The organism is Cryobacterium inferilacus, assembly GCF_019599185.1.
Lineage (GTDB): Bacteria > Actinomycetota > Actinomycetes > Actinomycetales > Microbacteriaceae > Cryobacterium > Cryobacterium inferilacus.
The window spans coordinates 61,032-74,088 of record NZ_JAIEUL010000005.1; the positions used below are offsets into that span (position 1 = coordinate 61,032).

Consider the following 13,057-nt stretch of genomic DNA (forward strand, 5'->3'; position numbering starts at 1 on the left):
GTGTGCCTTTCTCAGTTGTGACCAGCATACGGACGCTCACTCAGCCGTCGCTTCCTCGGTGCCAACGCTCGCGGGTGGTTCGCTGTTCCAGCCGCGCCGGTGCGCACAGCAGCCTCCCAGCCTCGCTCGATCAGAACCGCAGCAGAGCGACGGCTGCGGCTTGATCCGGCAGCTCGTCCGGCTTCGTCAGATGTACCGATCCGCCGTGCTGCAGGGTCTGCACCGCCGCACTCGCCCAGAGGTCCTCTCCCGACGCTTCAAAGGCCGGCCCGGTCTCCAGGCGGTCGGCATCCAGGTCATACCGCCCCCAGACCGGTTCGCCCTCACCGAGCAGCAGGGTGTCGACCTGTCCGCGGTAGGCGGCTCGCACGATGTCGGGAAGAACGCTCGTCGCGCCCTGATCGCCCCGACCCAGGAGCTCGGCCGCTTTGGCAATGGCGTCGACCCTGCCACTGTCCAGCCGACTCTTCGCCTCGGGGTAGGCGAGGTCGTGCAATTCCCGCACATCCAGCGACGCCGGATTGGTGTGGACCACGCCGATGAGCATCGAGCCGAGATGAGCGTCGTGCTGGAAATGTCCGCCGACCTCGGCATCCGCCACCAGGACCAGGGGCTGAGGGTCTGCGGCGTTCAGCTTGTCGACGGCTTTGGCCACGGCCCCGACGAACTCCTGGAGAAGGGCCTTGCGGAAGTCGGGCGGGCCGTCGCCATACACCTGGGCATTTGAGATGTTGGCGCTGCCCACTCTCGGCCGGGCCGGTGGACTGGCCTGCACAGGGTTTTCATAGTCGTTCTCCACCGAGGCTCGCTCCGGCAACCCCGCGGTGGTGTCCAGGACCAGGTCGTGGCGCGATCCGGTGTAGAGACGAGCCGACTCGGACGTGACCGTCAGGACTCGGAACTGCCCATCGGCCGTGAGCAGGGGCAACAGGGGCCGGACATCGAAGGCGTGTCCCACGACGACCCGGTCCTCGAAGTCGAGCGGTACGTGGAAATCGTCCAACTGATCCTGCCCGATGAAGAGCGCCAGCCCGGTGGACCGGTGCTGCCAGAATTCACGGTCCTCCAGGAGGTCAGTCGCTGGTTGGAGCAACGCATCGGCTTCCGCCTCGGTCAGGCTGGTTCGGGTGAGTTTGGTCCGGGCGTCCGCCAAGAGGTTCTTGAGCCGGATCGGGTCCTGTCGCACCTCCTTCCCGGTGGGATGCGTCTGCAGGAAAATCGACACTGCAGAGGGCGACTCACTGGTCATCAGTCGGATCAAGTCGGTGTGCGTGAACAATGTGGGGTCCTTTCGCAGAGCGTCTGGTCACGTGTCATTCGATCCTAAAACGCAGGGCTGGCGAATCGCCCGGGACGACAAAAAAGCCCGGCTGCGAATGATCGCAACCGGGCTTCCCACTGTGGTGCACCCCCCCGGACTTGAACCGGGAACCCGCTGATTAAGAGTCAGCTGCTCTGCCAATTGAGCTAGAGGTGCATGTTTGTCGGCTGGGCTTCCCCTGCCGACATGAGACATTACCACCAGTATTGAACCCGGCGCCAATCGAGGGCGAACATCGGCGTGTCGCAGGAGAGCACTACTCTGGGAGCGTGACCGAGACCCCGCTGCCCACCCTCGCCGATGATCTCACCCTCGCTCTGGAGCTGGCCGATGCCGCCGACGCGATCTCGATGGCCAGGTTCGAGTCGCTCGACCTGATCGTGACCACCAAACCCGACCGCACGCCTGTCACCGACGCCGATCAGGCCGTTGAACGCGCCATCCGCGACCTGCTGGCCGAGCGGCGCCCTGCCGACGGCATCCTCGGCGAAGAATTCGGCACGGCGGGTTCCACCAGCCGGCAGTGGATCATCGACCCGATCGACGGCACCGCCGGGTTCCTGCGCGGCATCCCCATCTGGGGCACCCTCATCGCCCTCGCCGTGGACGGCGTTCCCGTGCTCGGCGTGGTCAGCTCCCCCGCCCTCGGCAAACGCTGGTGGGCGGCCCTCGGCGGTGGCGCCTGGTCGAGCGACGCGCGCTTGCCGGACGCCCCGCCCACACGGATCAGCGTCTCCGGCGTCGAAACCCTCGCCGACGCCTCCCTCAGCTACAACAGCATCCAGCAGTGGGATGCGGCCGGTCGGCTGGACTCGGTCGTCTCGCTGAGCCGTCAGGTCTGGCGCACCCGCGCCTACGGCGACATGTGGTCGTACATGCTCCTCGCCGAAGGCCATCTCGATATCGCGGGCGAATTCGACCTGCAGCCATACGACATGGCCGCCCTGGTGCCGATCGTGCAGGAGGCCGGCGGGCGCTTCACCTCCGTCGACGGGCAGGACGGCCCGTGGCACGGCAGCGCCCTCGCCACGAATGGCCGCCTGCACGAGCTGACCCTGGCCGCCCTGGCCGCCCCGACGGCGTGACCCCGCACCGGTTCACCTGAACGCCCCGCGTCATGACTGCTCGCCGTATCAGTTCAGCCCGCCTCCGCCCGGTCCTGCTCGCCGCTGCCGCCCTGCTGCTCACCGGCTGCACCGACCTCACGCTCGCCCCGCCGGAGGATGCCGCTGGGGGCATGGTGGCGCGCGCCGGAAGCGGTGAGATCGAGCAGCTCACCGTGGGCGACTGCATCACGGTGGTCGACGGTGGTCGACGGTGATCTGCACTCCGGGTTCGACCCCGTGCCCTGCACCGCCCCGCACGACTGGGAGGTCTATCTCGACCTCGAGATCGCGGGCCGGCCGCAACACTCCGACGATATCGACGACACGGATGCGGTCGTGGCCGCCGCAGAGGAAGGCTGCGGCGCGGCCCTCCGGCCGTTCCTCGACCTGCCAGACACCGCCACATCCGCGCTCGGCTACACCTATCTGGTGCCGGACGGGTCTGCCGATCGAGGACGGGTGGTGCGCTGCCTCATCGGCGACATGAGCGGGCCGGTGACCGGCTCCCTGGCGGGCGCAGCGAGGTAGAACCGCGTCACTCCGTGACTGCGCCGGCATCGGCAGCGGGGCCTGCCGCCCCTGTCGACTGCCAGAGTTCGTTCTGCAGCACCAGGGCCAGCTCACGCAGAAGCACCACGTCGACGTCGGCGACGGACCGCGGCATCTCGTCATAGACGCAGAGCGCGCCGATCCGCTCGCCGGAGGGCGATTCGATGGGAAAGCCGGCATAGAACCGCAGCCGGGGCCCGGACACGACCAACGGGTTGGTCCTGAACCTGTCGTCGAGGAGCGCATCCGGAACGACCAGTGCGGCCGGCTCCAGCACGGTGACCGTGCAGAACGAACTGCTCCGCGGAATCTCGGTGTCGGTCAGTCCCACCACAGACTTGTGCCATTGCCGGTCACCGTCGAGCACGGTGAACGCCGCGGCGCTGGTGCCCAGTGCGGAACTGGCCAGGGCGACGATGCGGTCGAACCGCTCCTCCGGGGCGGTATCCAGCAGGTTGAGGGCCTGGAGGGCACGCCGTCTGGCCTCTTCGGTGTCTGCCTCCGAGCGTGCTGCCGAGCCGCCCGACACGGCACTGTCGGGCGAGCCAGGCTCCGGCTGGAGGTGGTCCACCATGCGCGCGGCGAGGGTTTCCGCCCAGACCTCGTAGTCGCTGGCCGAACGGAACCGGCCGGACTCCGACGCCGGGGTTGCCGGCAGCGGCACGAAGGTGATGCCGTCCTGTCTGGCACAGAACCGGGCGCTCACCTCGTTGAGCGTTCGAGCCTGGGCTCCGGCCAGCGCACCGAGCGGGGTTCGGAACAGGGGCAGGGAGGCCAGCGGGACAATGCCGGCCAGATAGATCTCGGTGCCGCTCGGACTGGACTGCAGGACGCGGTCGACCAGTCGGGCCAGGTCCTGTCGCCAGGCCCGTGGAGAGGTGAGCCGGCCGGCGTCGCCGACGCCCAGCGTCAACACGACGGCGTGGTACCGGCGGAGGGTGTCGACGTCGATGTACCCCACAGCGGACCTCGCCGTCATGTTCGAGGCGGCGAAGACGTCGACATCGGCGCCGCGACCCGTGCGGGCCGTCAGGGCCCTGGCCAGGGAACCCGGCAGGCCGAGGGTGTGGCTGAGTACGCCCCACCCGACGGCCGCGCCGCCGCCGACCAGGAGGATGCGGTGGCTGTCCAGACCTGCCGAGTGCGCCTGCGGGGCGTCGAGGGGCTGCGGGATGCCGGCGAACTTCCGCTCGATATTCAGGACCCAGCCGCGCATCACGGGAGCCATGATCCAGCGAAGGATTCCGCCCACGTGACCCTCCAACTGGATGCGGTGAGCGCGAACCCGGCCGCAAGCGAACATTGCATACAACTGGTCATCATCATACGCATCCGCCCGATGTCCTAAGATTCTGTAGTGTCTCCCGCTACCGATCCCCTCCGCATCGCCCTCGTTTCCTTGCATACCTCCCCCGGCGCAGAGCCGGGTTCCGGTGACGCCGGTGGCATGAACGTCGTCGTCCGCCACCAGGCAGAGGCCATGGCTGCGGCGGGACACCATGTCGAGATCCTCACCCGGCGGTCCTCCCCCGACAGGCCGGCCGCCCGTCGCCTCGGCCCCGGCGTGACCCTGCGTTACCTGGATGCCGGACCGCTACGGTCGGTGCCCAAGGGCGACCACGAGGGTTTCATCGACGAATTCCGTGGCCGGGCCGCCACCCTCGGACCGTGGGATGTCATCCACTCGCACCACTGGTTCTCCGGCATGGCCATGCTTCCCCTGGCCCGCAGCCTGGGCGTGCCGCACGTGCAGAGCTTCCATTCCATCGCCGCCGACGCCACCACGCCGCTGTCCGAGGGTGAGCGTCCGGAGTCAACCGGGCGGATGGCCGGCGAGGCCTGGCTGGCCCGCGAATCCGACGCCATCGTGGCGATCAGCGCCGCGGAGGCCGCGACCGTCGTGGAGCGTCTGGGCGGGTCCGCCGACCGCGTCACGGTCGTGCACCCCGGTGTCGACGGCACCCTCTTCCACCCTCGCACCCGGCCGCCGGCCCGCGGCGCCCACCCGAACGGCTACGCCGTGGTCGCCGGACGACTGCAGCCGCTCAAGGGCCTCGACCTCGCCATCGAAGCGTTGGCCGCCGTGCCGGCACACCTGCGCCCCGAGCTGGTGATCGCGGGTGATGCCTCTGCCGACTACGCCGGTTACATCGACGAACTCACCCGGCTGGCCGCCGGGCACGGCATCGCCGACGGCGTGCGCTTCGTCGGCCCGCGTTCCCGCGTCGAGCTGGCCGCCCTGTTCCGCAACGCCAGGGTCGTCCTGGTGCCGTCACACTCCGAGACCTTCGGACTGGTGGCCCTCGAGGCCGCGGCCAGCGGTGTTCCGGTGGTCGCCCAGGGCACGGGCGGTCTGCGGGAGGCCGTGCTGGCCGGCGATACCGGGCTCATCATCGAGTCCCGTGACCCCCGCGACTGGGCGGACGCCCTCACGGAGGTGCTCGGCAACCCCGAGCTGGCCCGTCGCCTCTCCGCGGCGGCCCGTGCGCGCGCCGAGGTCTTCGATTGGCCCCGCTCCGCCGCCGGCCTGGTGCACGTGTACTGCGGTTTGCTCCCGGTCGCGGTCTGCGCGTGAGCCTGCTCGACGACCAGCGTGCCGTCCTCTTCGTGCACGCCCATCCAGACGACGAAACCATTTCCACCGGAGCGCTCATCGCCGAATACGTCGCGAGGGGCAGCGAGGTCTACCTCGTCACCTGTTCCCGCGGCGAACGCGGCGAGATCGTGCCCGGACCGCTCACGGCACTGGCCGGCACCGGTCGCCTGGCCCGCGAGCGCGAGCGGGAACTGGCCCGTGCCACCAGGATCCTGGGCGTCACCGAGCGCTTCTGGCTGGGTGATCCCCCCGCCAGGGTGCCAGGCCTGGCCCCGCGGCGTTACCGCGACTCCGGCATGGTCTGGATCCGGCCCGGCCTGGCCGGACCGGCCTCCGACGCCGCCGAGGACGCCCTGTCTGTGGCCGCCCTGGCCGAGGTGGTCAACGACCTCGTCGCCCTGATCGCGGTGCTGCGCCCGTCGCTTGTGGTCAGCTACGACAACGGCGGCGGCTATGGGCATCCGGATCACGTGCGCGCCCACGATGCCGCCGTGGCCGCGAGCAGAGCCACCCGAACCCCGTTCGCCGAGGTCGTCGAGACCCGCCAGGCCGGCGCCGAGTGGTTCGACCTCCCCGAGCACCTGCCCCTGGTGACGGATGCCTTGCGCGCGCACGCCAGCCAACTCACCGTGCACGGCACCGACATCGTGCACTCCGGCGGCCAGCGGGAGGCCATCAGCACCTCCGCCGGCCTGCGCCTCCTGGCGCCCGCCTAGCCGACGGTGGATCCCACCACCGCCGCGACCTTGGCGTCGCCGCGGGGCGGGCTGACGGTGGCCGGGTTGACGGCGGCTGCGGTGACAGTAGCCGCAGTGACAGAAGCGGAAAGCAGCCGGCGCAGGCCGGGTAGTCCGCTCCGGCTGAACGCCGCCCGCTGCTGCTGGGCGCCGGTGCCGTCCACCGCCAGCCGCGCCACGGCCTCTGTCGCCATCTCCAGATCGGCCAGCTGCCCCAGCTCTGGCGCCAGCATCCGTAGCAGCCGGGCCAGGCAGGCGTGCGCCGGTACCAGAGCGCCGATGATCGGATCGAAGACCTCCTGACGCATACCGTAGTGCGCCGAGTGCAGCAACGCCGCCGACAGCAACTCCGACGGCATCTCGGCCGACGCTCTGGCCGCGGCGCTCTGTGCGCCGGGAACGCCGAGGGAGTGCGCCACCAGCGCCCGGCACAGGGCCGCGATGAACAGGGTGCTCCGCGCGTCCAGCTGCGCGTCGGCCATCCGGAACTCGATCGTGGGCAGGTGCTCGGAGAGGCGCACGTCCCACATGATCACACCCAGGTCGACGGTGCCGCCGATGCCCAGCAGTCTGGCGATCCTCCGGTCGTAGTCCGCGGCGTCGACGAAAGCGGGCGGGCAGCCAGAGGTCGTCCACCGGCGCAGCAATACCGTGCGCCAGCTGTCGTGTCCGGTGTCTTGCCCGCGCCAGAGCGGTGAGTTCGACGCGATCGCCGTCAGAAGCGGCAACCACGGCCGCACCGCGTTGAGCACGATCACGCCCGCCTCACGGTTGGGGATGCCCACGTGCACGTGCAGACCGCTCACCTGGTGGTCGGCGATGACCGCGTCCATGGTGCGCACGATGCGGTGGTAGCGCTCGGTGTCGGTGATCGACGGGAACGCTGTGGTGTCCGGTGGGGTGCCGATACTGGCCACGACGACACCGAGTTCGGCCGCGTGTGCCGCAACCAATCGCCGGAACCCGGTGAGGGCGACGTGGGCGTCATCGATCTGCTCGAAGACCGCCGACGCGTGCTCGATCTGCGACGCCAGGAACTCCCGGTGGGTGACCTCCCGCCAGTCGGTCGTGGCCGAGAGGGTCTCGAAGACTGTGGCACCGGCATCCACCGGTCGCAGGGTCTCAGGGTCGAGGAATTGGAATTCCTCTTCTATGCCGAACGTCGCCACGATGACCTCCCCGCCGCCGTCCGCTCACAACGGCGTGAATTCGATTGGCACGATCTTCACCTTTCCCGGATGGGTGGTCAAGGCCTTGTCAGGAGTCTCACGGTGACGTAGGTCACCTCCTGCATCGATGCTGCAGATAGGTGCATTATGGTCGCGTGCCCGCCGCCCCAGGCGAGCCGAACAGGAGATGGGCGAATGTGCAGATGGCTGGCCTACATCGGGGAACCGCTACGTCCGTCCACTATCGTGCTCGACGCCAAGCACTCGATCGTGGCTCAGTCGCTCGATTCCCCGCTCGGCGCCGAGACCGTGAACGGCGACGGCTTCGGCTTCGGCTGGTACCCCACTGACGCGGCAGCGGGCACGGCGCCGGCGTTCTTCCACAGCATCGAGCCGGCCTGGAACGACGTGAACCTGCGCGAGATCACCCGAGCGATCGAAAGCCCGCTGTTCTTCACCCACGTTCGCGCGGCCACCACGCCGCCAGTGCAGCAGACCAACTGTCATCCGTTCCGGCACGACAACTGGATGTTCATGCACAACGGTGCCATCGCGGGCTGGCGGGAACTCAGGCGAGACCTCACCCTGGCGATCGACCCGTCGCTGTACCCCACTGTGCTCGGGACGACGGACTCCGAGGTGGTCTTCCACCTCGCACTCACCCTCGGACTGCGCGACGACCCGCTCGGCGCCCTCGGGCGGGACATCCGCATGGTCGAGTCCGTCGGCGAAGCGAAGAATGTGCGATTCCCGTGGCAGGGCACCGTTGCCGTCTCGGACGGCACCTCGTTGTGGGCCGTGCGCTACTCCACGCAGGGCCGCACCCGCTCGCTGTTCCACTCGGTCGACATTCCCACCCTGCGCCAGATGTATCCCGACCAGGAGCGCCTCGCCACCTTCGGCGACACGGCGAAGGTCGTCGTCTCCGAGCCGCTCAACGACCTGCCGGGCGCCTTCCTCGAGGTACCGGAGTCGTCCGCGCTCACCATCGACCCCGACGGCTACCGGCATCAGCCCTTCCTGGCCGCGTGACCCGGCCGTCAACGCACGAAACGCCACCCGCGAGGGTGGCGTTTCGGCGCTGGTCAACAGCGCAGGAATCAACAGCGTGTGGCAACAACCCAATGGTGGAGATGCGGGGAATTGAACCCCGGTCCATTGCTGTGGTCATGTTTCTTCTACGGGTGTATCCAGTGAAGGCGTTCTACTCGGCTCCGGAACTTGCCACTGGCAGCTGATCCGACGAGCCCAGCCCTCGTTTAAGTCCCCCTATACCCCGAGGCTCAGGATAGGAGCAATCTCTCTAAATGACGTCAGGGTCCGAGTAGAGAGCATTCCCGGTCTGACGGTCTCAATGTGGTTCTACTTAGGCCGCGAGGGCGAAAGCGGAACGCGAGACAGTGCGGTTTGAATTGGCACTTATTGTTTTGCAGAGATCGTTTACGAGATAACCCTGCATCCTCGACCCGCTTCTCACAGTTACGCAGGCAATGTCGAAACCGATCATCCCCATGTTCACGATCCCCCGGCGCAGAGCCGGGTGGAAGGCGGTTGTTGTCACACGCTGTTGAGTTTCCAAACCCGCGATGCTTCCACCACGGCCTTTCAGTCTACAACACCTGCCCCGGTTCCCGGTAGCGGGGCGCGACCCCCCGGCCTAGTCGCCGAGGTTGCGGCGGGCGGAGATGGCCCGGTCGGACTCGCGCTTGTCCTGGCGTTCGCGCAGCGTCTGGCGCTTGTCGAACTCCTTCTTACCCTTCGCCACGGCGATCTCGACCTTGGCCTTGCCGTCGCTGAAATAGATCTTCAACGGAATGAGGGTGTAGCCGCCCTCTTTGGTCTTGTGGCTGATCTTGATGATCTCCTGCTTGTGCAGCAGCAGTTTGCGCTTACGACGCGGCGGGTGATTGGTCCAGGTTCCGGCGGTGTACTCGGGGATGTGCACAGCATCGAGCCAGGCCTCCCCGGACTCGATGAACGCGTAGCCGTCGACGAGCGAGGCCCGACCGGCGCGGAGGGACTTCACCTCGGTGCCGCTGAGCACCATTCCGGCCTCGTACGTGTCCTCAATGAGGTAGTCGTGGCGCGCCTTGCGATTGGTCGCGACGACCTTCTCGCCTTTTTCCCTGGGCACGGCATTCTCCTCGATCGGTCGGTGGGATGCCCGGCAGTCGCCGGGCAGCCCATCAGTCTAGTGGACGGCCGCGTGGGCCGCGGATCAGACCTTCAGATAGCGGGTGATCGCGAAGTTCGCCGACGCCGCGGCCAACGCCGCACCGATCAGCACCAGGATCGGAACCACCAGGATCGCGTCCTCCAGCCCCACCAGGGCGAAGCCACTGAGGTTCTCCCCCAGATACCCCTGAACGAAGTACTGCACGATCGCCACCGTCGCACCACCGGCGAGCACCGAACCCAGCAGCGCCGCGAACACACCCTCCAGGATGAACGGTGTTTGGATGAACCGGTTCGACGCGCCCACCAGCCGCATGATTCCCAGCTCCTTGCGGCGGGAGAACGCTGACAGCCGGATGGTCGTGGCGATCAGCAGCGCCGCCGCGACGAGCATCAGCGCGGCAATGCCGATCGCGGTGTAACTGGCCACGTTGAGCACCGAGAAGATCTGGTCGAGGTACTTGCGTTGGTCCGCGACACTCTCGACGCCGGCCACACCGGAGAGACCCTCCACCAGAACATCGGAGTCGCCCGGGTTCACCAGGTTCACCCAGTAGGTCTGGTTGAGCTGTTCAGGGGTCACGTACTCGGCCACAGGGTTGCCGGCGAACTGCGCCTGGAAGTTCTCGTACGCCTGCTCGTGGGTCTCGAAGTAGTACTTGTCGATGAAGGCCGCCAGAGTGGGCGACTCCAGCTGGGCCTTGACCGACTCGATCTGCTCCGGCGAGGCCTCCCCCGCGGTGCAGGTGTCCGTGGTGGACAGGCTGGTGCACATGTAAATGCCCACCTGGGCGCGGTCGTACCAGAAGTTCTTCATCTGGCCGATCTGCATCTGCATGAGGATGGCCGCACCGACGAAGGTGAGCGAGATGAAGGTCACCAGTACCACCGAGACCACCATCGAGGCGTTGCGGCGCAGGCCGGTGGATGCTTCGGAAAGCACAAGTCCGAGTCTCATCGGGTGGGTCCTACGTTCTGCTCGGTGGTGGGGTCGGGCTTTTCGCCCGGAGCCCGCAGGCCGAGTTTCTCGGCCAGGGTGAGCTGTTCCGGCTCGTCATGCTGGGTGACCGGCAACTGCGGCCGGGACATGGTGGTGGTCGCGGGTTCCGGGGCCGGCAGAGCCACGGGCTCGGGTGGTTCGAGCGCCGTGAACCGCACGGGCTCCACCTGCGCGGGCGCGGTGATCTCCTCTGGCTCCGGGATGACCGCGGCGGCCACGGGCACCGGCGCGCTCTCCGGCTCACTGAAGGACGGGCTCGTCGCGGGTGCGTCGGCGTGCACGGTCCCGGCCGGCGCAGAATCAGGCACGGTCTCGGCGTGCACAGGCTCGGCCGGCACGGTCTCGGCGTGCCCAGACTCGGCCGGCACGGTCTCGCTCGGCTGAGTGAGCGCGGGGCTCGGGTCGGCGGGGAAGGTCAGGGGTTCGGCCGGTGCCGAACCGGTGGCGGGCATCCGGGACGACCTGGACGCGGCACGTTCGCCGGCGGGCAGCACCATCGGGATCGCCGCGGTGGCGTACCCGCCCTGGCGCTCGTCGCGCACGATCTGACCTGCGGACAGCTCGATCACCCGACGCTTCATCTTGTCGACGATGCCGGCCTCGTGCGTGGCCATGATCACCGTGGTGCCGCTGGCATTGATGCGGGCCAGCAGCGACATGATCTCCGCGCTGGTGGTGGGGTCGAGGTTTCCGGTGGGCTCATCGGCCAGCACGATCTGCGGCTTGTTCACGATCGCCCTGGCGATGGCCACGCGCTGCTGTTCACCACCGGAGAGTTCGTGCGGCAGGCGCTGGGCCTTCTCGGCCAGTCCGACCATCTGGAGCGTGTCGGGCACGGCCTGCTGAATGTAGCCGCGGGACTTGCCGATCACCTGCAGGCTGAACGCGACATTGTCGTAGACCGACTTGTTCGGCAGCAGCCGGAAGTCCTGGAAGACCACCCCGAGGTTGCGCCGGAAGTAGGGCACCTTGCGGTTGGAGATGGAGCGCAGGTCCTGGCCCAGCACGTGAATGCTGCCGCTGGACGGCTTCTCCTCCTTGAGCATCAGGCGAAGGCAGCTGGATTTCCCCGAGCCCGAAGCTCCGACCAGGAAGACAAATTCGCCGCGAAGAATTTCGACGTCGATTGAGTTCAGGGCCGGTCGGTTCGTACCGGGGTATTTCTTGGTGATGTGATCAAATCGGATCATGGCGTTTCGAGCCTAAGCAGCATCCCCGGTTTTTCCAATTGCGACATACCCCAGGGGGCAAGTCGCCAGCTTTCTAGTCCGTCGGCGTCTTGCGCCAGCGGATGCCCGCGGCGATGAACCCGTCGAGGTCACCGTCGAACACATTCGACGGGTTGTTCACCTCGTACTCGGTGCGGAGGTCCTTGACCATTTGGTAGGGCGCGAGCACGTAGCTGCGCATCTGGTCGCCCCAGCTGGCGGTGATGATGCCGGCAAACTCCTTCTTGGTGGCCGCCTCCTGCTCACGCTGCAGCAGCAGCAGCCGGGATGCCAGCACCCGCATCGCGGCGGCCCGGTTCTGGATCTGGCTCTTCTCGTTCTGGCAGCTCACCACCAGGCCGGTGGGGAGGTGGGTGATGCGCACGGCGGAGTCGGTGGTGTTCACCGACTGGCCGCCGGGGCCGCTGGAGCGGAACACGTCGACGCGGATGTCGTTGTCGGGGATCTCCACGGCCTCGGCCTGGGCGATCAGCGGAACCACCTCGACGGCGGCGAAGGAGGTCTGGCGCTTGCCGGCGGAGTTGAACGGGCTCATCCGTACCAGGCGGTGCGTGCCGGCCTCGACGCTGAGCGTGCCGAAGGCGTACGGGGCGTTCACCTCGAAGGTGGCGGACTTGATGCCGGCCTCCTCGGCGTAGCTCACGTCGAGAACGCTGGTGGTGTAGTCGTGCTGCTCGGCCCAGCGCAGGTACATGCGCAGCAGCATCTCGGCGAAGTCGGCGGCGTCGACGCCACCGGCACCGGCGCGGATCGTGATCACGGCCGGGTTCGGGTCGAACTCGCCGTTGAGCAGGGTGTGTACCTCGAGGTCGCCGAGCACCTTCTGCACGCTCTTCAGCTCGGCCGTCGCCTCGTCGGCCGACTCCTGGTCGCCCTCCGCGTTGGCGAGCTCCACGAGCACTTCGAGGTCGTCCAGGCGGCTCTCGATGCTTTCGATGCGCTTGAGTTCGCTCTGCCGGTGGCTGAGCTCACTGGTCACCTTCTGGGCGTGCTCGGAGTCGTTCCACAGGTCGGGTGCGCCCGCCTGGTCGTTCAGTTCGGCAATGTCCAACTTCAGGCGGTCGATGTCGATCACCGACCGGATGTCGTCAAACGTGGCCCGCAGCGCGGCGATCTGCTCAGAGAAATCCAGCTCAATCATTGTGCAAACCAGCCTACCGGGCGCCGGGTAGCAT

General features: G+C 67.8%; 13 protein-coding genes, 1 tRNA gene and 1 other RNA gene. 6 read left to right on the top strand and 9 right to left on the bottom strand.

Translation table 11 applies throughout. The features are described 5' to 3' along the window. Positions 1–130: 130 nt before the first annotated feature. Both K2F54_RS06355 and K2F54_RS06360 read right to left on the bottom strand, forming a co-directional pair. On the bottom strand, positions 131–1,249 hold the full coding sequence (locus tag K2F54_RS06355) for a baeRF3 domain-containing protein (protein ID WP_220605023.1): 1,119 nt from the start codon (positions 1,247–1,249) through the stop codon (positions 131–133). A gap of 152 nt (positions 1,250–1,401) precedes the next feature. After that, positions 1,402–1,477: transfer RNA gene (locus K2F54_RS06360), tRNA-Lys, on the bottom strand. A gap of 113 nt (positions 1,478–1,590) precedes the next feature. On the opposite strand from K2F54_RS06360, the gene hisN reads away from it, so the two are divergent. From hisN to K2F54_RS06375, 3 genes are read left to right on the top strand one after another with little or no spacing between them, the layout of a single operon-like run. Beyond that, on the top strand, positions 1,591–2,406 hold the full coding sequence (gene hisN, locus K2F54_RS06365; RefSeq protein WP_220605024.1) for a histidinol-phosphatase: 816 nt from the start codon (positions 1,591–1,593) through the stop codon (positions 2,404–2,406). A gap of 32 nt (positions 2,407–2,438) precedes the next feature. Further along, entirely contained in the window at positions 2,439–2,642 is a 204-nt protein-coding gene (locus K2F54_RS06370; RefSeq protein ID WP_220605025.1) for a hypothetical protein, read from the top strand. Beyond that, complete coding sequence (locus tag K2F54_RS06375) at positions 2,629–2,955, top strand: hypothetical protein (RefSeq protein WP_220605026.1); 327 nt, start codon at positions 2,629–2,631, stop codon at positions 2,953–2,955. Before K2F54_RS06370 ends, K2F54_RS06375 begins: the two co-directional genes overlap by 14 nt. A gap of 7 nt (positions 2,956–2,962) precedes the next feature. On the opposite strand, the gene K2F54_RS19515 is transcribed toward K2F54_RS06375, so the two are convergent. Continuing rightward, the gene (locus tag K2F54_RS19515; protein ID WP_220605027.1) at positions 2,963–4,228 is read right to left on the bottom strand and encodes a GAF domain-containing protein; all 1,266 of its coding nucleotides are present in this window, start codon (positions 4,226–4,228) and stop codon (positions 2,963–2,965) included. 105 nt (positions 4,229–4,333) lie between these two features. On the opposite strand from K2F54_RS19515, the gene K2F54_RS06385 reads away from it, so the two are divergent. Next, positions 4,334–5,551, top strand: a complete 1,218-nt coding sequence (locus K2F54_RS06385; RefSeq protein ID WP_308287545.1) for a glycosyltransferase — start codon at positions 4,334–4,336, stop codon at positions 5,549–5,551. Then, complete coding sequence (locus tag K2F54_RS06390; protein ID WP_308287546.1) at positions 5,548–6,288, top strand: PIG-L family deacetylase; 741 nt, start codon at positions 5,548–5,550, stop codon at positions 6,286–6,288. The genes K2F54_RS06385 and K2F54_RS06390 overlap by 4 nt, the downstream gene beginning before the upstream one ends. On the opposite strand, the gene K2F54_RS06395 is transcribed toward K2F54_RS06390, so the two are convergent. Further along, positions 6,285–7,478 (bottom strand): carboxylate-amine ligase, encoded by a 1,194-nt coding sequence (locus K2F54_RS06395; RefSeq protein ID WP_220605028.1) that lies wholly within the window; start codon positions 7,476–7,478, stop codon positions 6,285–6,287. The genes K2F54_RS06390 and K2F54_RS06395 overlap by 4 nt on opposite strands. 195 nt (positions 7,479–7,673) lie before the next feature. Between K2F54_RS06395 and K2F54_RS06400 the strand changes: the two genes are divergently transcribed. Continuing rightward, on the top strand, positions 7,674–8,510 hold the full coding sequence (locus K2F54_RS06400) for a class II glutamine amidotransferase (protein ID WP_220605029.1): 837 nt from the start codon (positions 7,674–7,676) through the stop codon (positions 8,508–8,510). A 93-nt stretch (positions 8,511–8,603) separates the two neighbouring features. Here K2F54_RS06400 and ssrA read toward each other — a convergent pair. The 5 genes from ssrA to prfB all read right to left on the bottom strand — a co-directional run bounded on the left by ssrA (position 8,604) and on the right by prfB (position 13,023). After that, positions 8,604–8,989, bottom strand: a transfer-messenger RNA (tmRNA) gene (ssrA, locus tag K2F54_RS06405). 146 nt (positions 8,990–9,135) lie between these two features. After that, positions 9,136–9,612 carry an SsrA-binding protein SmpB gene (smpB, locus tag K2F54_RS06410; protein WP_066599783.1) on the bottom strand — a complete coding sequence of 159 codons (477 nt, stop codon included), beginning with the start codon at positions 9,610–9,612 and terminating at the stop codon, positions 9,136–9,138. Between the two features lie 84 nt (positions 9,613–9,696). After that, positions 9,697–10,611, bottom strand: a complete 915-nt coding sequence (gene ftsX / locus K2F54_RS06415) for a permease-like cell division protein FtsX (RefSeq protein WP_220605030.1) — start codon at positions 10,609–10,611, stop codon at positions 9,697–9,699. Continuing rightward, positions 10,608–11,843, bottom strand: a complete 1,236-nt coding sequence (gene ftsE, locus K2F54_RS06420) for a cell division ATP-binding protein FtsE (RefSeq protein ID WP_220605031.1) — start codon at positions 11,841–11,843, stop codon at positions 10,608–10,610. The genes ftsX and ftsE overlap by 4 nt, the downstream gene beginning before the upstream one ends. Positions 11,844–11,916: 73 nt before the next feature. Continuing rightward, entirely contained in the window at positions 11,917–13,023 is a 1,107-nt protein-coding gene (gene prfB, locus K2F54_RS06425) for a peptide chain release factor 2 (RefSeq protein ID WP_220605032.1), read from the bottom strand. Positions 13,024–13,057 lie beyond the last annotated feature (34 nt).

Bases quoted from the DNA above. Each gene is read 5' to 3' on its own strand.
- K2F54_RS06355 (WP_220605023.1), bottom strand. From the start codon at position 1,249: ATGACCAGTGAGTCGCCCTCTGCAGTGTCGATTTTCCTGCAGACGCAT.
- K2F54_RS06370 (WP_220605025.1), top strand. From the start codon at position 2,439: ATGACTGCTCGCCGTATCAGTTCAGCCCGCCTCCGCCCGGTCCTGCTC.
- K2F54_RS06400 (WP_220605029.1), top strand. From the start codon at position 7,674: ATGTGCAGATGGCTGGCCTACATCGGGGAACCGCTACGTCCGTCCACT.
- ftsX (WP_220605030.1), bottom strand. From the start codon at position 10,611: ATGAGACTCGGACTTGTGCTTTCCGAAGCATCCACCGGCCTGCGCCGC.
- ftsE (WP_220605031.1), bottom strand. From the start codon at position 11,843: ATGATCCGATTTGATCACATCACCAAGAAATACCCCGGTACGAACCGA.
- prfB (WP_220605032.1), bottom strand. From the start codon at position 13,023: ATGATTGAGCTGGATTTCTCTGAGCAGATCGCCGCGCTGCGGGCCACG.